This is a genomic window from Roseobacter sp. N2S, assembly GCF_031454055.1.
Classification (GTDB): Bacteria; Pseudomonadota; Alphaproteobacteria; order Rhodobacterales; family Rhodobacteraceae; genus Amylibacter.
Genome location: NZ_JAVDQB010000008.1, coordinates 98,680 through 116,797, shown reverse-complemented (window position 1 = coordinate 116,797; position 18,118 = coordinate 98,680). Strand labels below are relative to the sequence as shown.

Here is an 18,118-nt window from a genome sequence, read left to right as displayed (position 1 = left end):
GCCTCGGGTTACACTTTGACCAGGGGTTGCCCGTCAATGTGATGGACCTGCGCATCGGTTTCAAACACGTCTTGCAGCAGTTGATCCGTCACAATATCCGCAGGCGCGCCCACCACCCCCAATTTACCCAGTTTCAACGTAACAATCTGATCCGCATAGGCGCAGGCATAATTGATATCGTGTAGCACGATGATGACGGTCTTGCCGCTGTCATGTGCCAACCGCCGCAACAGTTTCATCAGGGACCGCGACGCGGAAAGGTCGAGGTTGTTGAGCGGTTCATCCAGCAGCAGATAATCCGTGTCTTGCGCATAGGTCATCGCCACTTTGGCCCGCTGGCGCTGCCCGCCTGACAGGGTATCCAACTGTCGATCGGACAGGGATTGCAGGTCAAACACTTCTAGGGTGCGGGTTATAATCGCCCTGTCGGCGTCTGTCGGGCGGCCCTTGGTGTAGGGGTAACGCCCGAAGGCCACCAACTCGTGCACCGTCAGGCGCGGCGCGGTTTCCTCGGCCTGTGGCAGAATGGCCAGTGTGCGGGCCAGATCCGTGCTGTCACACTGGCCGATCACCAGATCATTCACCGTAATGCGCCCCGTCTGGATCGGGTCCAGCCGCGCGATCAGGGACAGCAGCGTAGATTTCCCCGCCCCGTTCGGCCCCACCAATGCCGTGACGCCCCCCGTTTCGATCTGCAAGGAAATATCAGCCAGAACCGTCTTGCCTGAAATTTTGTGGGACAGGTTTGAAATCGTAATCATCGGAAGGTGCCTTTCAGCAAAAGGATCAGGAACAACAGCCCGCCCAGCACATCCACTACCACCGACAGTGGTGTAGATAGCGCAAGCACCCGTTCCAGAATGGTCTGCCCGCCCACCAGCACAATCATCGCCACCAAAGCGGCAGAGGGCAGCAGGATCGCATGTCTCGGGGTGGGGGTGATCAGATGGGCCAGACTGACCACCAGCAGCCCCAAAAACGCCACCGGCCCAACAAGGGCTGTGGATACCGACACCAGCAGCGCCACCAGAACCAGAACCAAGAAAGTGGCGCGTTTCGGGGTCTCTCCCAGATTGACAGCCGCTGTGTGACCCAGCGCAAGCACATCCAAACGATGCCGCACGCGCCAGACCACAATCAACGCGGCGAGGGTCAGCAGCGTGGAAATCCCCAGCAATGACGTATCAATTTGGGTGAACCGCGCGAAAGAGCCGCTTTGGATCACCGCATATTCATTCGGGTCAATCATCCGCTGCATAAACCCTGTCAGCGATCGAAACAGCACGCCTAAGATGATGCCCGTCAGGATCATCCGCATCAAATCCACCCGCCCGCACCCCAGCAACGTGCCGAACAACGCAACCGATGCCCCCATCAACAGCGCGGTGTTTAACAGAAACTGCCCGATGGCCGGCATTTGCACATAGCTCTGCCCCCCGAGCACAAAAACCAACAGCGTCAGCAAAAGCACATAAAGCGCGTCAAACCCCATGATCGACGGGGTTAAAATCCGGTTCTGGGTGATGGTCTGAAACAGCACTGTCGCCGTTGAAACCGACACCCCTACAAGCAGCAAGGCTGCCAGTTTTTGCCCGCGAAACGGCAGAATAAACCCCCAACTGCCCTTGGCGCCTAGGGTCATATACAGGACCGAACACAGCACCAAAAGCGCGCTCATGAACAATAGCCGCTTAAGATACATGGCGTTTCGGCGCATAGAGCAGCCACAGAAAAATACCGGTGCCGATCACCCCAAACACCGTGCCCACAGGAATTTCAAACGGATAACGCAACAAACGGCCCAGAATATCCGAACACAGCACAAAAACCGCTCCTGTCAGCGCGGTAACCGGCAAGGTGGACCGCAGGTTATCCCCGTAAAACCGAGAGATAATATTCGGCACAACCAGCCCCACAAACGGGATCATGCCAACTGTCACAACCGTCAGCGCAGTGACGATGGACAAGGCCACCAAACCGATCAGCACCACTTGGGTATAATTTAGCCCCAGATTGATGCTGGCCGTGCGCCCCATGCCGACAATAGCGAACTGGTCAGCTGCGAAATAGCTGAGCAGCGCCACCGCAGCAGCCAGCCACAACAGCTCATAGCGGCCCTGCAAAACCCCCGAAAACTCGCCGTTCATCCAGACGTCGATATATTGCAACAGATCGGCCTGATAGGCCACAAAGGTCACCCCCGCGCCGATTACACCGCCGTAAACCATCCCCACCAGCGGCACCAACAGCGGTTGGGTCGGCGGCAGGCGGCGCACGATCATCAAAAACCCCACACTGCTGGCCAGCGCGGTGCAAGCGGCCACCGCCATTTTGACCAGCAAGGAGGCCTCGGGCAGAAACAAAGTTACCAGCAAAATCCCCAGCGCCGCGCCCTGCCCAGTGCCTGCGGTCATCGGCTCCACAAAGCGGTTCCGCACCAACATCTGCAAAATCGCGCCGCAGATGGCCAAAGCAGCCCCCGTGATGATCACCGCAATTGTGCGCGGCGCGCGACTGACCAGCAACAGGTTCAAAGCCCCGGTTTGCTGCCACAAATCGCTTGGCTTCAGGTCGATCACCCCGACAAAAAGCGAGCCCGCGGCCAGCATCGCCAGAACGACGCTGCCCGCAAGGACATGACGACCCACAAGCATAACTTAACTGTCCGAAAGGGCCGCGATCAGCTCGTCCAGAGTTTGGGTCATGGATTGGATTCCGCCGCCCGCAATGTAGATTGGCGCAGGGCTAAGATAGATTACAGCACCCGTGGACCAAGCCTTGGTTTCATGCACCAAAGCGTTATCAAGCGTCGCCTGCGCCGAAGCCCCATCCCGCCCGATCGCTGCCAGACGGTCGATCACAATCAACATATCCGGATTGGCATCGCGGATGAATTCAAAGCTGATCGCTTCACCGTGGGTGGTGGTTTCCATTTCAGTGATCGCGGGTTTCAGGCCGACCGCATTATAAAGCCAACCAAACCGCCCCGCCGCGCCATAAGCCGAAACTTTCGGCCCGTTGGTCATCACAATCAACGCGGTGCCTTTATTTTTGGCCGCAGCGCGCGCCTGTTGCAGTTTGGCTTCAAATGCAGTGGCCAGCGCGGCGGCTTTATCCGCACGATCAAAGATTTGGCCGTAAGACTTCAAACGGACCAGACCCTCGGCCACAATGTCTGTGTCGATGGTCATGTCCAGCGTCGGCGCCAGTTTGGCCAGTGCAGGCACCTGCGTGGTCGAGCGACCGCCCGCGATGATCAGATCCGGTTGCAGGGCGTTCAAAGCTTCAAAATCCGGTTCAAACAGGCTGCCAATCGGCTGGCTGTCTGCCGCGGCAGCTTCCAGAAACGGAATAAAAAACGGACGCACAGCCCCGTTCGCCTGCACCCCAAGGGCGGTTAGCGTATCAAGCGCCGCCAAGTCCAGAACGGCAATGGTTTGGGGTTTTTCAGCCACGTCAACCGGGCCACGAAAGGTTTCAATTGTGACGGTCTGCGCCGGAACCGGCGCTGCCGCGACGGCCAAAATAAATGTCAAAGCCTTGAGCATGGAACGTTTCCTGTTCTGCTGCATGGCTGACCGAAGCTGGCTTTGCATCTGTGATTTTCTTGTTGAGTAAGCCGTCAAAAACACAGAGTCTAGCGTAAACTAACTATTTTAGTCGGAAAAGGAATCACCGATGGCAGTGACAACAGGCCTGTTTAAAACACCAAACGCATCAAAGTATTTGCAGCAGCTGTGCAAGCACTTCGGCCATAAAGTAGCCGTCAGCTATGACGCTGAAAAAGGGCGCGTGGATTTCCCCTTTGGCATTGCAGAGTTACACGCCAGCGACACAACGCTGCGCGTTACCATAACCTTAACTGATCCCGATCTGACAGCCCGCGCCCAAGGCGCAATTGACAGTCATCTGGTCAGCTTTGCCTTTCGCGAGAACTTTGAAACCATGACTTGGCAGTAGTTGTGCCATAAATACGACGGATTACTGGAAACCTTTTGAACTGTCGCGCTGGAATACTTGAGTAAATTAATAATATATGATTAACGGACCGCTGACAGGCAGCCTGAAAATATTTCCTAGCCACCAAACACAGATAGTTAAGACAAGGTGTATGGCAATGAGGCATTCCGTTATCAGTGCGGCTTTGACCGCAAGCATGGGGGCGACAGCCGCCTATGGGCAATCCGATGAACCGTTTCAACTGAACACAATCATCCTTGAAACCGCATCGGAAAACTCGGTTGAAGTGTCAGAAGAAGACATCGCGCGACAGAACCCCACAGACATTAAGGATCTGTACAAAAGTCAGCCCACAATTGCGGTGGGCAGTTCGATCCCCGCGTCCCAAAAGCTGTATGTGAACGGGGTAGAGGAAACCAACCTGGCCGTCACAATTGATGGCGGGCGGCAGAACAACAAGATTTTCCACCATAATGCGACCACATTGATCGACCCTGCCCTGCTAAAAGCCGTGCGCATCGAACCCGGTGTTGCAGCCGCGGATTCAGGCCCCGGCGCATTGGCAGGTGCCGTCGCCTATGAAACCCGCGATGTGGGGGATTTGCTGGCAGAGGGGAAATCGTTTGGTGGCATGGTCAAAGGCGAATACGACTCCAACGGCAACACCTACAGCACCAGCGGATCGGCCTACGGGCGGGTCGGCGGATTTGAATACCTTGGCTATCTGAAATTCGCCGATGGTGATTTGCACAAGGACGGATCGGGCACTGATATCACCGGATCGGGCACCAACCTGCTTAGCGGATTGGCCAAGATCGCCTATCAAACCGAGTCTGGCGATCGGTTCGAGTTGTCTTACGAGAACGTCAAAGATGACGAGTCCCGCCCCTATCGCGCCAATATCGGGCTGATCGTCGGGGGGCGCCCTGTTCCGTTGACCCGCCCCTATAATCTGGCGCGACAGAACCTTGTCTTCACATATACCGACGCCTCTCCCGAGGGATGGTGGGACCCTAAAATCTCATTTGCTTATAGTGTGACCGACCTGAAGATCGACGAATCCACCACGTCATCTTATGGCACCACCGACAGTTTCAACGGCACTTTGCAGAACCGTTTCGCACTGGCAAACGGCGAGATCACGGCTGGGTTGGATTTCTATTCGGACAGTGCCGAATTGACCTATTCGACCTTTGGGCCGCCAGTCAGCACCGACTATACCAAGGAAAAGCTGCGCAATATCGGCCTGTTCGTACAGGCCCGGCTGACCCCCACGGATCGGACCCGCCTCTCCTTTGGCTTGCGTTCGGATCACCAGAATTTCACGGGTGTTGACGGCTCGAAATTCAGCGATTCAGGCTTCTCGGGTAATATTTCGGGTGAATTGGATGTGACTGACGCCTTGACCCTTAGTGCTGGATATTCAGAGGTTTGGGGCGGCACGTCGCTGGCTGAAAACTTTATCCAGAACGCCGCGTGGGTTTATCCCGCTTCCGGTATTGAAGCGGTGACGTCCGAGAACCTCTTTCTTGGTGCACGCGCGCAATTTGGCAATTGGGATCTGTCAGGCAAACTGTTCCACACCAAAATCAACAATGCACGTGCTGCCAGTTGGGGGGGCGGGCCTGCGTTGAGCGCAGATATGGAATCCAAAGGGTTCGAACTGGGGTTGGGGTACAACTGGGGCAGCGGGTTTGCCCGCATCGGCTATGCCAACATTGACACAACAGTGAACGGCAACCCCGCAGATTCCTACACAGGCAACTACCTGACAACCCCCATCGGCGAGGTGGTTACATTGGAACTGGGCCACACTTTCGCGCAGCACGGTTTGACCCTTGGCGCGGATGCGCAGATCGTTTTGAAAGAAACCAATACCTATCTGACCAGCTCTGGCACAGCGGGTCTGCCCCTGCCATCTTACGAAGTGGTAAACGCTTTTGTGGAATGGCAACCCAAGCGCTATTCCAACCTGACCCTGCGTGGCGAGATCACCAATCTGTTTGACCAAACCTACGCCAGTCGCGCCACAAACGGACAGGAATTCGCATCGGTGCAACCCCTGAAGGAACCGGGGCGGTCTTTGAAAATCAGTGCGATGATGAAGTTCTAGTTGCTGTTTTCAAGGCTTTGAATGAATTGACAGCCCTGCTTTTGCGGGGCTGTCGGTTTTAGCCTCCGGCGGGGATATTGGAAAAACAAAAAAACTTTGGACGGTTTTTTTTCCGCATAAGTTAGTTCAATAAATGTGCCAGTGATGCGTCATTGGCCGCGCGAAACCATTTGACGATTTTCACCCGATCCGCATCCGGCAGATAGGTGATATTCGCGGGGGGCATGGCGTGGGTCACGCCCGCTTGCAGATAAATCTGGCGGGCCGCGCGGGCGATGTCGTTCGGGGTTTCGAGGTAGACGCCTTTTGGGGCCCAGTGCATGCCCTCCCATGCGGGTTCGCGGGCATGGCACATGGAACAGCGGCCCATCACGATGTCATGCACGGTGTCAAACCCGTCTGCCGAGGCGTATTTCTGTTCATATTTGGTCAACGGCTGGTTTTCCACGGTGTCATATTCACCGTTCCAGCCCGATGCGGTGGACAGCCATGCGATGACAATAAACAGGATCACAGTGACCGCCCATGTCCAGCTTGGCCCACGGCCTGTGGCGTGCATGGTGTTGAAATAATGACGGATTGTCACCCCTGTCAGAAAAATCAACGAGGCGATGATCCAGCTGTATTGCGTGCCAAAGGCCAGCGGATAGTGGTTGGACAGCATTAAAAACAGCACGGGCAGCGTCAGGTAGTTGTTATGGGTGCTGCGCAGCTTGGCGATTTTACCGTATTTCGGGTCAGGGGTGCGGCCCTCTTGCAGGTCTTTCACCACGATGCGTTGGTTTGGCATGATGATCAGGAACACATTGGCCGTCATGATTGTGGCGGTAAATGCCCCCAGATGCAGCAACGCGGCACGGCCTGTGAAGATTTGGTTATAACCCCAGGACATGGCCACAAGAATGCCAAACAGCAGCAACATCAGTACAGTCGGTGTTTCACCCAGTTTGGATTTGCACAGGAAGTCGTAGCAAATCCAACCTAACGTCAGTGATCCGCCCGAAATGACAATCGCCTGCCAGACCGCCAGATCAGCCTTGGCGGGATCAATCAGAAACAGCTCTGCCCCGACCCAATACACGATCATTAACAACGCCGCACCTGACAGCCACGTGGCGTAGCTTTCCCATTTGAACCAGACCAGATGGTCGGGCATGTTTTCAGGGGCCACCAGATATTTCTGGATGTGGTAAAACCCGCCGCCATGCACCTGCCATTCCTCGCCATGGGCACCGACAGGCAAATGGGGCACTTTTTTCAGACCCAAATCCAGCGCAACGAAATAAAAGGACGACCCGATCCACGCGATTGCGGTGATGACATGCAGCCACCGCACCGCAAAAGCAAACCAGTCCCAAATGATCGCGATATCATACATTTTTTCGTCCTCTTGAAGTGTCGCCTTCAGACTATCCAATGGGTGATTTTCGCGCTACGCTTGTCATTCAGCAAAGAGTGTCAAAAAAAACCAAACAATGTCCTACTTCGATAACATCCGCACTTTTATCCGTGTCTATGAACTGGGCAGCATGTCCGCTGCCGCACGGGATCAACGGATTTCGCCTGCCGTGGCCTCGGCCCGCATTTCCCAGCTAGAGGCTCATCTGGATGTGCGTCTGTTTCAACGCACCACCCGCAGCCTGACCCCGACCGAGCAGGGACAACTGTTCTATGAAGGGGCCTGTACTGTACTAGAAGCGGTGGAATCTGCTGAAGCCAGCATCGGTGACGTGACTGAAAACCCCCGTGGCACTTTGCATATCGCCGCCCCGCTTGGGGTTGGGCGGCGTTTGATTGCGCCCTACACCCCTGCATTCACCGCGCAATATCCGCTGGTAGATGTCCGCCTTCGGCTCAGCGACCGCAACATTGATCTGACCGCCGAGGGGCTGGATATTTCCTTCTTTCTGGGGCGGCCTGCGGATTCAAACCTGCGGATCCGCAAGATTGCGGATTGTAAACGGGTGCTCTGTGCCAGCCCTGAATACATCCGCACTCATGGCCACCCCAAGACCGGTACGGAAATCGAACGGGGCGCACATAATTGTCTGAACCTGCGGTACCCTGGTGCAACTGAATTTCAGTGGGAATTGGAAACCCCAGATGGCCCGCGCAAATTCGATGTGCGGGGCCGGATCGAAAGCGACGACGGGGATGTTCTGACCGATTGGGCGTTGGCGGGGGCTGGAATTGCCCTGAAACCGGTGTTTGAAATCGCCGCTCATTTGCGCAGCGGTGCCTTGGTTCAAGTGGTCGAGGACACACCGCCCCTGCCCGTTCAAATGGCCTGCCTTTACACCCATCGCCGCCATCAAGACCCCAAGGCCCGATTGTTCATGGAATTCATGATCGAACGGATCGAGAGTGCGGTCAGCGCCACGGATCACCCCTAAAGTTACGTACCGATAGCAGAAATGCCTGTGTTTTTCCTTTACCTGCCAAAGTTTTAGGCTTTTACATTGCAAAACGCAGGTAATTTTTAGAGTGCTTTCGTTTTTTCTTGAAAAACGATCTGGGTATCGTGCCCTATAACATCTTAACGTTGAAATTCGGGGGTCTAATACCTGCTGGGACAGTATAGACATCACGCCGCCCCCAAGGGGTTCAACCGCTTAAAGACCGCTACAAAGGAACTATCGCCATGAGCCGCACAATCCTGATCCAGCCTCTTTCACGCGCGGCATTTGCGCCTTTTGGTGATGTGCTGGACGTGGCCGGCACGCCAGATAAGATGATCAACCAAGGCCTGTGTGGCCGCTATCACGACCGCGCGCAGATGGATTTTAACGATGGAGTGGCGGGTATCAGCCTGTTCAACGCTCAAGTCCGCAGCCTGCCTTTGGCGCTGGAAATGATGGAACGGCATCCCGACGGCAGTCAGGCGTTTATTCCCATGCACCAGAACCCGTTTCTGGTGGTGGTTGCGCCTGATGACGCAGGCGCGCCCGGCGCACCGCTGGCTTTTGTCACAGCGCGCGGACAGGGGATCAACTTTCACCGCAATGTCTGGCACGGCGTGCTAACACCCCTGCATGAACCCGGCCTGTTCGCCGCGATTGATCGCATCGGCGACGGGGCAAATCTGCAAGAACACTGGTTTGATCTACCTTGGCGGATCGAGCGCAGCAATTAAGCGAACCGCCATCAAGAGTGGGCAAAGGGAAACCGTCTTTAAGGGAGACATAGACACATGGCTGACAACTCAATCGGGACACCGGACCAGCTCCGCGACCCAAATTTTACCCCACCATTATACAAAGCGATACCGCTGGGCGTGCAACACGTTCTGGCGATGTTTGTGTCCAACGTGACACCTGCGATCATCATTGCAGGGGCTGCTGGCTTTGGGTTCGGGTCTGATGCGGGGGCGCAGGGCTTTCCGGATATGACCTATCTGATCCAGATGTCCATGCTGTTTGCAGGCATCGCCACATTGTTCCAGACCATCGGCATGGGGCCTGTTGGCGCACGTCTGCCTATCGTGCAAGGTACCAGCTTTGCCTTTATCCCGATCATGATCCCGCTTGTGGCTGGCAAAGGCGTAGAGGCCCTGCCCGCCCTGTTCGGCGGCGTGTTGATCGGTGGGATTTTTCACACGATCATCGGCACAATCATTGGCAAGGTCCGCTTTGCCCTGCCGCCACTGGTCACAGGTCTGATCGTCACCATGATCGGTCTGGCACTGGTCAAAGTCGGCATCCAATATGCGGCGGGCGGCGTGCCAGCCATCGACAAACCCGAATACGGCAGCCTGATGAACTGGTCCGTGGCTTTGGTCGTCATCCTTGTGACATTGGCGCTGAAATTCTTTGGCAAAGGCATGATGTCCGTGTCTGCCGTGGTGATCGGCATTATTGTCGGCTATTTCTATTCCATGGCTTTGGGCATGGTCACGCTGGACGGGATCGCCACCAGCTGGTCCCGCGCAGCCACCATCGCCATGCCAATTCCGTTCAAATACGGGATCGAGTTCAGCTTTGCCGCGATCATCGGCTTTTGCCTGATGGCCTTTGTGTCTGCGGTTGAAACCGTGGGCGATGTTTCAGGCATCACCAAAGGGGGCGCAGGACGTGAAGCAACTGACGCAGAAATCACAGGTGCCACTTACGCAGACGGTCTGGGATCGGCTGTCGCTGGCATCTTTGGCGGCTTCCCCAACACCTCGTTCAGCCAGAACGTCGGGTTGATCGCCATGACCGGCGTGATGAGCCGCCACGTGGTCACCATCGGCGCATTCGTCCTGATCCTTTGCGGTTTTGTTCCCAAAGTTGGCGCATTGATCCGCACCATCCCGATCGAAGTACTGGGCGGCGGCGTAATTGTCATGTTCGGTATGGTTGTGGCCGCAGGTATTTCCATGTTGTCAGACGTGAACTGGAACCGTCGTAACATGGTGATCTTTGCTATCGCCCTGTCTGTCGGACTTGGCCTGCAGCTTGATCCCAAAGCGGTGCAATATCTGCCAGACACGTTGCGCATTCTGATGACATCGGGCCTGTTGCCCGCCGCCGTCATCGCGATTGTGCTGAACCTGTTGTTGCCTGAAGAACTGTCCAACGAATCCACCGAGGAAGTTTCAGGCGGCATGTCGGGCCATGGCGCGGGCAGTTTAAAAGGCTAGTCCACAGCACAAGAACCAAAGAAAAGGGCGCCACATCCGGCGCCCTTTTGCTTTGCAGTAAATGATGCAAAGGGCGTGGTGCGGTCATACTACAAAGGGTCACAGACGACATGAAGCTGCCGAAGAATTTTAGGGAGCTTAAGTAGGATCCGTTTCTCGGAGCTTGTCTATGTCTGGTATGCGGGACTTTGCTGCCGTTGAGCTTAATTTCTTTTCTCACTACCGAGAATCGACTAATTCAGTTTGATGGACAGAAAAGAAACAAATCCTAAGATCAAAACCGATACTGAAGTAGGACCAGAGGTAGCTACACGAAGCTTGGGCGTTTCACTGGGGCGTAAGGTTCTCAGCGACATAGTTTTGGGTTTCTCGGCTCTTACTGTGATCGGTGTTCTTAAGGTTCTTCAATCTCATAATGACGACATTGTCCTTTATGGATTAGAAACGTTCACCACGGCGGCGCTTTCGATTTGGCTCATTTCCTTGTTGCTTAGTGTAATTCCGAATGACCTCTACGAACGTATGAGCACCATCGAGAAATTCTCGTTCAAGCAGATCGCTATTGGGGTTTCTGGGATTGCATCTTGGTATGCGGCTTTCTTTTTCGTCTCTCATTTTGTAGATTCGACTGTCGCAGGATTGGGTATGGTGGCCGGCAATTAGGCTTCTTTTTGGGCTCGAAGCCGCCGTTTGCCGTGCTTACACCATTTAATGCAAAGGGCGCCACATCCGGCGCCCTTTGCATTTATACCCTTCAGCGAAATCAGCCCCGAAAAAAGGCACCGCACATCTGCGCGGTGCCTGATCCGATTAGCCGTAGCTGGAAACCGGTGTCCCTGCCAAAGCCGCGATGTTCAGCAAGCCGCGCACGGTCACGCCAGATGTGACGATATGGGCTTGGTTGCCCATCCCCATCAGGATCGGGCCGACCTCCAGACCATCAGCCACGGATTTCAGCAGGTTCCGCGCCGCGCCAGATGCGTCAGTGTTGGTATATACCAGCACATTGGCCTTACCTGTCAGGCGATTGTCTGGCATCAGACGTTCGCGCAGATCCGGGTCAAGGGCCGCATCGGTGTGCATCTCGCCCTCATACTCAAAATCCGTTTCGATTGCGTCCAGTATCGCCAGTGCCTCGCGGGACAAACGACCCGATGAACTGTCCAGATTGCCGAACTGCGAGCTGGAACACAGTGCCACCTTCGGTGTGACACCAAAGCGGCGCACGTGGCGGGCGGCGGCGATCATTGTGCCTGCAATCTGCTGTGCCGTGGGGTCAATATGCACATGGGTGTCGGCCACGAACAGCGGGCCTTTTTCCAGAATAACCAGCGACAATGCCCCCGCTGGATGCAGGTCCGGCGTTTCCAAAATCTGGCGGATATAGTTCAAATGCCAGTGATATTGCCCGAAGACACCACAGATCATGCTGTCTGCTTCGCCGCGGTGCACCATGGTCGCGGCAATTGCCGTGCTGTTGGTGCGCATGATCGCCTTGGCCAGATCAGGGGTCGCGCCTTTGCGGGCCATCAATTTGTGATAGCTGCCCCAATAATCCCGATAGCGGGCATCATTTTCGGGGTTCACCACCTCAAAATCCCGACCCGCTTTGATCGAAAGACCTTCCCGTTCGATCCGGCGTTCCACCACTTCGGGGCGACCTACAACAACCGCACTGACCCGCATTTCTTCGGACATGGCTTGAACTGCCCGCAACACGCGGGGTTCTTCACCCTCGGCGAAAACAATGCGGCGTTTTTCAAGGCGGGCGGCCTCAAATACAGGGCGCATGATCATGGAGGAACGGTAAACCTGCGACTGCAAACTGGCGCGGTAGTCTTTCAAATCCACATCCCGCGTGGCCACACCAGATTCCATAGCAGCTTTTGCCACCGCAACCGCGATTGTGGGGAGCAAACGGGGGTCAAAGGGTTTCGGGATCAGGTATTCAGGACCAAAGGACAGCCGCTCCCCCTGATAGGCCGCCCCCAGTTCCGCACTGGCGGTTTCCCGCGCCAGCCCCGCAATTGCCTCAACACAGGCCAGCTTCATGGCGTCATTGATCTGGGTCGCGCCCACATCCAAAGCCCCGCGAAAGATAAACGGAAAGCACAAAACGTTGTTCACTTGGTTCGGGTAATCTGACCGACCCGTGGCGATCAGTGCATCAGGGGATGCCTCGCGCGCCAGTTCGGGCATGATTTCAGGGGTCGGGTTGGCCAGTGCAAAGATGATCGGGTGATCCGCCATGCGTTTGACCATATCCTGTGTCAACAGACCGGGGCCCGATACGCCAAGGAACAAATCCGCCCCGTCCATCGCATCCATTGTGGTGCGCATTTCAGTATCGCGGGCGAATTCTTCTTTTTCAGCAGTCAGATTGTTGCGTGATGTATGCACAACCCCCTTACTGTCCAGCATAGTGATGTTTTCTTTTTTCGCGCCCATCACCATCATCATTTTCAGACAGGCAATGCCAGCAGCCCCCGCGCCAAGGGCAACGATCTTGATATCCTCGATCCGTTTGTTCGCCACGCGCAGGGCATTCGATGCTGCCGCTGCGGCCACAATCGCGGTGCCGTGCTGGTCGTCGTGAAACACAGGAATGCCCATGCGTTCACGGCAAATACGTTCGACAATAAAACAATCTGGGGCCTTGATGTCTTCAAGGTTAATCGCACCAAAGGTGGGTTCCAGCTTGCACACCAGATCGGCCAGCTTTTCAGGGTCGGTTTCGTTCACTTCGATGTCAAAACAATCCACGCCAGCGAATTTCTTGAACAGAACCGCTTTGCCCTCCATCACGGGCTTTGACGCCTGTGCGCCAATGTCACCCAAGCCCAGAACCGCAGTACCGTTGGAAATAACCGCCACAAGATTGCCCTTGGCCGTATAGCGCACGGCATCGGCAGGGTTCTTTTCAATTTCCAGACAGGCATCCGCCACACCCGGCGAATAGGCGCGGCTTAGATCGCGCCCTGTGGCCATCGGTTTGGTTGCGCGGATTTCCAGTTTGCCCGGTTTTGGAAACTCGTGATAATCCAGTGCCGCCTGGCGCTCGACCGCCTTTTTGGTTTCGTCAGCCATGTGTGTTCTCCTCCGTTTGCGCAGCGCCCATTTTCAGCGCCACGTCGATCATTCTGTTAGAAAAGCCCCATTCGTTGTCATACCAACCAAAGAGCCGTGTAAATTCGGGACCAAGTATCAATTCCGGCCCCGCCAGAACCAGCGATTCCGCCCGACGCCGCAGATCGGTTGACACCAGCGGCTTGTCCGTCCAGCCAAGCACGGCGGACTGCGCCACAGCCGCCTTTAAATCCGCTTTGAAATCCGCACCTGTGCGATCCAGTTTCACCACCAGATCCACCGCCGAAACACTGGCCACGGGCACCCGCACCGCACTGCCCGTGATGCGCCCTGCCAGTTGTGGAACAACGCGGTCAATCAGCTTGGTCGCACTGGATGTGGTGGGCACCATAGACAGGGCCGCCGCGCGGCTGCGGGCCAGATCCTTACCGGCGGTGTCAATGGTGGGCTGGCTGCTGGTGTAGCAGTGAATGGTGTTCATATGCCCGCTTGAAACGCCATACCGATCATCAAGCAGCCGCAGCAAAGGGGCCAAGGCGTTGGTGGTGCAAGACGCGTTAGACACGATACGCTGGCCTGTGAATGCGGCATCATTGGCCCCCAGAACCAACGTCACATCAGCCGCATCTGACGGGCCGGAAATCAACACTGATTTTGCGCCCGCCAGCAAACCCCGTTCGGCAATATCACGGCGGGTTGCCCGCCCGCTACATTCCAGAAAAACATCCACCCCCGTCAGATCAAGCGAGTCTGCAGTGGGATCAATCTGATAAAACGGAACCTTGGTCCCGTTCACCATCAACGCCACGTTCGACGTTTCGACCTGACCCGGAAACGGGCCGAAAACGCTATCGAATTCAAACAGATAGGCGCAGGTTTCCAGCGGGGCGAGATCGGTGACCATCACCACCTCGATCCCTGTTTCCTGACGGGTTGTCATAAGGGCGCGCAAGATCGAACGGCCGATCCTGCCAAAACCATGAATTGCGACGCGGACCTTTTTCATCTTCACTTTTCTTGCGGTTCAACGCGCGATAAGGCGCGTCTTAGGTGGCACTGGCTGCTTTGGGCGGGGGGCGATCTGACGTATCCCGTCCCGAAAGACAGGGTCTTTTCTGCCGCCAAGCCTATCAAGCTTGCCAGTGGCCTGCATCAAAAATCAACGTCTAAGGCGATACCCTTTGCAACAGCCAGATCCACCACGGTTGAAGCCACCGCCAGATCCTGCAAACCCACGCCTGTGCCGTCAAAAATCGTGATTTCCTCGTCCCCGCTACGCCCTGTAGCTGTGCCGTTGATAACGGCTCCCAACTCGGTAATGTCACCCTGTTGGATCAGCCCATCAGCCACAGGATGCTGGAATTCCCCGATGCTGATGGATTGGGCGATTTCATCAGTGAACAATCGCGCCTTGCCTGCCAGATTGGCGGCGATTTCCCGTTTGCCCTTGGTGTCTGTGCCCATACAGGCCAGATGGGTGCCCGCGCGGATTTGGCCGTCTTGCACAATGGCGTCAAAACTGGATGTGATGGTCACAATCACATCGCTTTGCGCACCCAGATCATCAAGGCTGACCGCCTGAAACGGCAGGCCCAACTCTTCTGCCACAGCGCGCAAACCGTTCAGTTTTTCGGGCGAACGGTTCCACGCCACCACCCGATTAAAATCCCGCTGTTCGGCCACAGCGCGCAGTTGAAACGCCGCCTGATGCCCAGCGCCGACAATGCCCAGAACCTTCGAATCCTGACGCGCCAGATGGGCCACCGAAACCGCCGCCGCTGCCGCCGTGCGCAAGGCCGTCAGCAGGTTGCCCCCCACAATCGCGCGGCATTTGCCAGTGTCCGCATCAAACAGAAAAATCGTGGATTGGTGGTTTGTGATACCTTTTTCCGCATTCCCCGGCCAATAGCCCCCCGATTTCAGCCCCAAATTCAACGCCGCTTTGTCAAACCCCGATTTAAACCCGTACAGCGCATCCGCGTGGCCGATTGCTTCACGGATCACAGGGAAATTACAGGCGGTTTTCGCGGCCATTGATGCAAACACACCCTCGACAGCGTCAAAGGCTGCGGCGCGGGTCATCAGGGCGGCGATTTCTTTTTCGGGAACGATCAACATGATTTTGGGCCTTTGAACAAAGTTGGATCGGGGCCAGAAAGCCAGTCCCGATCAAAGAGTGATTTCGCAAAGATTAATAGGCTTTGCCCCGCGCCGACACAGGCCAAAGAGTTTCCACCTTGCCCCCGCGCACACCAACATACCAGTCATGCACATTGCAGGTCGGATCACAGTGGCCCGGCACAAGACGCAACTTGTCATTCACTGCCAGCACGCCATTCGGGTCAGAAACCACCCCGTGTTCATCCGAACATTTCAGATAGTCCACATCATCGCGGCCATAGACAACCGGCAGGCCGGAATCTACTGACTGCGCCTTAAGCCCTGCATCCACGATGGCTTTGTCGGATTTGGAATGGCTCATCACCGAAGTCAGAATAAACAGCGCGTTTTCCCATTCGCCGTCATCAATCCGCTTGCCGTTTTCATCCAGAATCCGGCCATAATCCGCGTCCATGAAGGCGTAAGAACCGCATTGCAACTCGTTATACACGTTGGATGCACTTTCAAAGTAATACGATCCTGTACCGCCGCCGCCAACGATGTCACATTCCAGACCGTTGCTTTTCAACCCCTGCACCGCATCAGCCACTTGCGCGATTGCTGCGTCCAGTTTTTCCTTGCGATCCGCGTAAAGTTCCATGTGCTGCATCGCGCCTTGATAGGCTTGGATGCCTGCAAATTTCAGCCCCTCGGCCCCGTCGATCAGCTTGGCGATATTCACCACCTCCTGCGTGGTGTTAACGCCGCACCGCCCGGCGCCACAGTCTATTTCGACCAAAGCCTCGATCTCTGTGCCATGTTTCACCGCCGCCGCAGACAGGGCTTTGACGTTTTCTGGATCATCCACACAGACCAGCACACGACAACCGTATTTCGGCATCCGCGCCAGACGGTCGATCTTGGCCGGATCTGTCACCTGATTGGACACCATCACATCCTTGATGCCACCACGGGCGAAAACCTCGGCTTCAGAAACCTTCTGGCAGCACACACCACAGGCCGCGCCAAGGTCTTGTTGCAGCTTCAGCACATCCACCGATTTGTGCATTTTGCCATGGGCGCGGTGCCGCATACCGTGGGCTTTGGCGTATTCGCCCATCTTCTTGATGTTGCGTTCCAGCGCATCCAGATCGAGGATCAGACAAGGGGTCTGTATATCCGCCTCTGCCATGCCAGGTAGGGCAGGAACATCATAGCCGACTTCCAGTTCGTCGTAATTAATATCTTTCATGAGTTTCGTCCCTTTGTTTACAGCCAAGGCAGTTTTGCCAGATCGACGTTGCCGCCAGTAAGAATGACGCCCACGCGCTTTTTGGCGAAGACATCGGGGTTTTTCAGTATGGTGGCCAGCGGCACGGCGCTGCTGGGTTCCACCACAATTTTCATGCGCTGCCAGATCAGTTTCATGGACTCGACAATTTCAGGATCGCTGGCGGTCAGAATATCGCTGACATGATTTTTTACAAAATGCCATGTCAGGTCTTTTAACGGCACCTTCAAACCATCCGCCACCGTGTCTGGTGCATCATCGGCGATGATATGGCCCGCTTTGAAACTGCGATAGGCATCATCGGCCTGTTCGGGTTCCGCCGCAATCACCCGCACCTCTGGCGCCAGATGGGACAGGGTCAAACAGGTGCCCGAAATCATCCCGCCCCCGCCAATAGGCGCGACCACCATATCGAGCGGCCCGCCAAAATCCTGCATCTGTTCCAACAATTCGCGCGAACAGGTGCCCTGCCCCGCAATCACCCGCGGGTCATTATAGGGGTGCACAAAATTGCCACCCGTGCGGGCCTGAACCTGCGCGAAAACCTCTTCGCGGGACGATGTAGACGGCTCACATTCGGTGATTGTCCCGCCGTAACCGCGCACCGCGGCCTTTTTCGCCTCGGGCGCGGTGCGGGGCATCACCACATTGCACGGAATCCCCCGCCGCCCTGCCGCATAAGACAGGGACAGCGCGTGATTGCCCGAACTATGGGTGCAAACGCCGTTTTGCGCCTCTGCATCCGACAGACCGAACACCGCGTTGGACGCGCCGCGTACCTTGAATGCACCGGCTTTTTGGAAATTTTCGCACTTAAAGAAAATCTCACACCCCGCCAGTGCATTTATATAGGCCGAGGTCAGAACAGGCGTGCAGTGGATGTGGGGCTTGACCCGTTCATGGGCGGCCAGCATGTCATCATAATTTGGAATATACATCGTTACGA

General features: G+C 55.9%; 16 protein-coding genes. 6 read left to right on the top strand and 10 right to left on the bottom strand.

Translation table 11 applies throughout. The features are described 5' to 3' along the window. Positions 1-8 precede the first annotated feature (8 nt). Genes GGE09_RS17310 through GGE09_RS17295 form a run of 4 tightly spaced genes read right to left on the bottom strand, consistent with a single transcriptional unit; the run spans position 9 to position 3,548 of the window. A complete protein-coding gene (locus tag GGE09_RS17310) occupies positions 9-761 on the bottom strand; it encodes an ATP-binding cassette domain-containing protein (RefSeq protein ID WP_309747426.1) in 753 nt (250 codons plus the stop codon). Further along, positions 758-1,678: an iron chelate uptake ABC transporter family permease subunit gene (locus GGE09_RS17305; RefSeq protein ID WP_405048567.1), complete on the bottom strand. Its 921-nt coding sequence runs from the start codon at positions 1,676-1,678 to the stop codon at positions 758-760. Before GGE09_RS17305 ends, GGE09_RS17310 begins: the two co-directional genes overlap by 4 nt. Positions 1,679-1,691: 13 nt before the next feature. Further along, positions 1,692-2,654: an iron chelate uptake ABC transporter family permease subunit gene (locus GGE09_RS17300; protein WP_309747425.1), complete on the bottom strand. Its 963-nt coding sequence runs from the start codon at positions 2,652-2,654 to the stop codon at positions 1,692-1,694. Between the two features lie 3 nt (positions 2,655-2,657). Then, positions 2,658-3,548 carry a siderophore ABC transporter substrate-binding protein gene (locus tag GGE09_RS17295; RefSeq protein ID WP_309747424.1) on the bottom strand — a complete coding sequence of 297 codons (891 nt, stop codon included), beginning with the start codon at positions 3,546-3,548 and terminating at the stop codon, positions 2,658-2,660. A 130-nt stretch (positions 3,549-3,678) separates the two neighbouring features. On the opposite strand from GGE09_RS17295, the gene GGE09_RS17290 reads away from it, so the two are divergent. Further along, complete coding sequence (locus GGE09_RS17290) at positions 3,679-3,960, top strand: DUF2218 domain-containing protein (protein ID WP_309747423.1); 282 nt, start codon at positions 3,679-3,681, stop codon at positions 3,958-3,960. A gap of 157 nt (positions 3,961-4,117) precedes the next feature. Next, the gene (locus GGE09_RS17285) at positions 4,118-6,073 is read left to right on the top strand and encodes a TonB-dependent receptor domain-containing protein (protein WP_309747422.1); all 1,956 of its coding nucleotides are present in this window, start codon (positions 4,118-4,120) and stop codon (positions 6,071-6,073) included. A 121-nt stretch (positions 6,074-6,194) separates the two neighbouring features. Here the strand turns inward: GGE09_RS17285 and GGE09_RS17280 are convergent, their stop codons facing one another. Next, the gene (locus GGE09_RS17280; RefSeq protein ID WP_309747421.1) at positions 6,195-7,451 is read right to left on the bottom strand and encodes a urate hydroxylase PuuD; all 1,257 of its coding nucleotides are present in this window, start codon (positions 7,449-7,451) and stop codon (positions 6,195-6,197) included. A gap of 97 nt (positions 7,452-7,548) precedes the next feature. Between GGE09_RS17280 and GGE09_RS17275 the strand changes: the two genes are divergently transcribed. The 4 genes from GGE09_RS17275 (at position 7,549) to GGE09_RS17260 (ending at position 11,357) form a co-directional block, all read left to right on the top strand. Continuing rightward, on the top strand, positions 7,549-8,466 hold the full coding sequence (locus GGE09_RS17275) for a LysR family transcriptional regulator (RefSeq protein WP_309747420.1): 918 nt from the start codon (positions 7,549-7,551) through the stop codon (positions 8,464-8,466). Between the two features lie 248 nt (positions 8,467-8,714). Continuing rightward, the gene (locus GGE09_RS17270; RefSeq protein ID WP_309747419.1) at positions 8,715-9,206 is read left to right on the top strand and encodes an ureidoglycolate lyase; all 492 of its coding nucleotides are present in this window, start codon (positions 8,715-8,717) and stop codon (positions 9,204-9,206) included. Between the two features lie 57 nt (positions 9,207-9,263). Beyond that, positions 9,264-10,694, top strand: coding sequence for a nucleobase:cation symporter-2 family protein (locus GGE09_RS17265; protein WP_309747418.1), 1,431 nt, complete (start codon positions 9,264-9,266; stop codon positions 10,692-10,694). A gap of 246 nt (positions 10,695-10,940) precedes the next feature. Then, on the top strand, positions 10,941-11,357 hold the full coding sequence (locus tag GGE09_RS17260) for a hypothetical protein (RefSeq protein ID WP_309747417.1): 417 nt from the start codon (positions 10,941-10,943) through the stop codon (positions 11,355-11,357). 147 nt (positions 11,358-11,504) lie between these two features. Here the strand turns inward: GGE09_RS17260 and GGE09_RS17255 are convergent, their stop codons facing one another. The 5 genes from GGE09_RS17255 to bhcB form a co-directional block, all read right to left on the bottom strand. Then, complete coding sequence (locus GGE09_RS17255; protein ID WP_309747416.1) at positions 11,505-13,781, bottom strand: NADP-dependent malic enzyme; 2,277 nt, start codon at positions 13,779-13,781, stop codon at positions 11,505-11,507. Then, complete coding sequence (locus GGE09_RS17250; protein WP_309747415.1) at positions 13,774-14,787, bottom strand: glyceraldehyde 3-phosphate dehydrogenase NAD-binding domain-containing protein; 1,014 nt, start codon at positions 14,785-14,787, stop codon at positions 13,774-13,776. The genes GGE09_RS17255 and GGE09_RS17250 overlap by 8 nt, the downstream gene beginning before the upstream one ends. A gap of 146 nt (positions 14,788-14,933) precedes the next feature. Beyond that, positions 14,934-15,899 (bottom strand): iminosuccinate reductase BhcD, encoded by a 966-nt coding sequence (gene bhcD / locus GGE09_RS17245; protein ID WP_309747414.1) that lies wholly within the window; start codon positions 15,897-15,899, stop codon positions 14,934-14,936. 73 nt (positions 15,900-15,972) lie between these two features. Further along, on the bottom strand, positions 15,973-17,133 hold the full coding sequence (gene bhcC, locus GGE09_RS17240; RefSeq protein ID WP_309747413.1) for a 3-hydroxy-D-aspartate aldolase BhcC: 1,161 nt from the start codon (positions 17,131-17,133) through the stop codon (positions 15,973-15,975). Between the two features lie 17 nt (positions 17,134-17,150). Further along, positions 17,151-18,110 (bottom strand): beta-hydroxyaspartate dehydratase BhcB, encoded by a 960-nt coding sequence (bhcB, locus tag GGE09_RS17235; RefSeq protein ID WP_309747412.1) that lies wholly within the window; start codon positions 18,108-18,110, stop codon positions 17,151-17,153. Positions 18,111-18,118 lie beyond the last annotated feature (8 nt).

Bases quoted from the DNA above. Each gene is read 5' to 3' on its own strand.
- GGE09_RS17310 (WP_309747426.1), bottom strand. From the start codon at position 761: ATGATTACGATTTCAAACCTGTCCCACAAAATTTCAGGCAAGACGGTT.
- GGE09_RS17305 (WP_405048567.1), bottom strand. From the start codon at position 1,678: ATGAGCGCGCTTTTGGTGCTGTGTTCGGTCCTGTATATGACCCTAGGC.
- GGE09_RS17300 (WP_309747425.1), bottom strand. From the start codon at position 2,654: ATGCTTGTGGGTCGTCATGTCCTTGCGGGCAGCGTCGTTCTGGCGATG.
- GGE09_RS17295 (WP_309747424.1), bottom strand. From the start codon at position 3,548: ATGCTCAAGGCTTTGACATTTATTTTGGCCGTCGCGGCAGCGCCGGTT.
- GGE09_RS17290 (WP_309747423.1), top strand. From the start codon at position 3,679: ATGGCAGTGACAACAGGCCTGTTTAAAACACCAAACGCATCAAAGTAT.
- GGE09_RS17285 (WP_309747422.1), top strand. From the start codon at position 4,118: ATGAGGCATTCCGTTATCAGTGCGGCTTTGACCGCAAGCATGGGGGCG.
- GGE09_RS17280 (WP_309747421.1), bottom strand. From the start codon at position 7,451: ATGTATGATATCGCGATCATTTGGGACTGGTTTGCTTTTGCGGTGCGG.
- GGE09_RS17275 (WP_309747420.1), top strand. From the start codon at position 7,549: ATGTCCTACTTCGATAACATCCGCACTTTTATCCGTGTCTATGAACTG.
- GGE09_RS17270 (WP_309747419.1), top strand. From the start codon at position 8,715: ATGAGCCGCACAATCCTGATCCAGCCTCTTTCACGCGCGGCATTTGCG.
- GGE09_RS17265 (WP_309747418.1), top strand. From the start codon at position 9,264: ATGGCTGACAACTCAATCGGGACACCGGACCAGCTCCGCGACCCAAAT.
- GGE09_RS17260 (WP_309747417.1), top strand. From the start codon at position 10,941: ATGGACAGAAAAGAAACAAATCCTAAGATCAAAACCGATACTGAAGTA.
- GGE09_RS17255 (WP_309747416.1), bottom strand. From the start codon at position 13,781: ATGGCTGACGAAACCAAAAAGGCGGTCGAGCGCCAGGCGGCACTGGAT.
- GGE09_RS17250 (WP_309747415.1), bottom strand. From the start codon at position 14,787: ATGAAAAAGGTCCGCGTCGCAATTCATGGTTTTGGCAGGATCGGCCGT.
- bhcD (WP_309747414.1), bottom strand. From the start codon at position 15,899: ATGTTGATCGTTCCCGAAAAAGAAATCGCCGCCCTGATGACCCGCGCC.
- bhcC (WP_309747413.1), bottom strand. From the start codon at position 17,133: ATGAAAGATATTAATTACGACGAACTGGAAGTCGGCTATGATGTTCCT.
- bhcB (WP_309747412.1), bottom strand. From the start codon at position 18,110: ATGTATATTCCAAATTATGATGACATGCTGGCCGCCCATGAACGGGTC.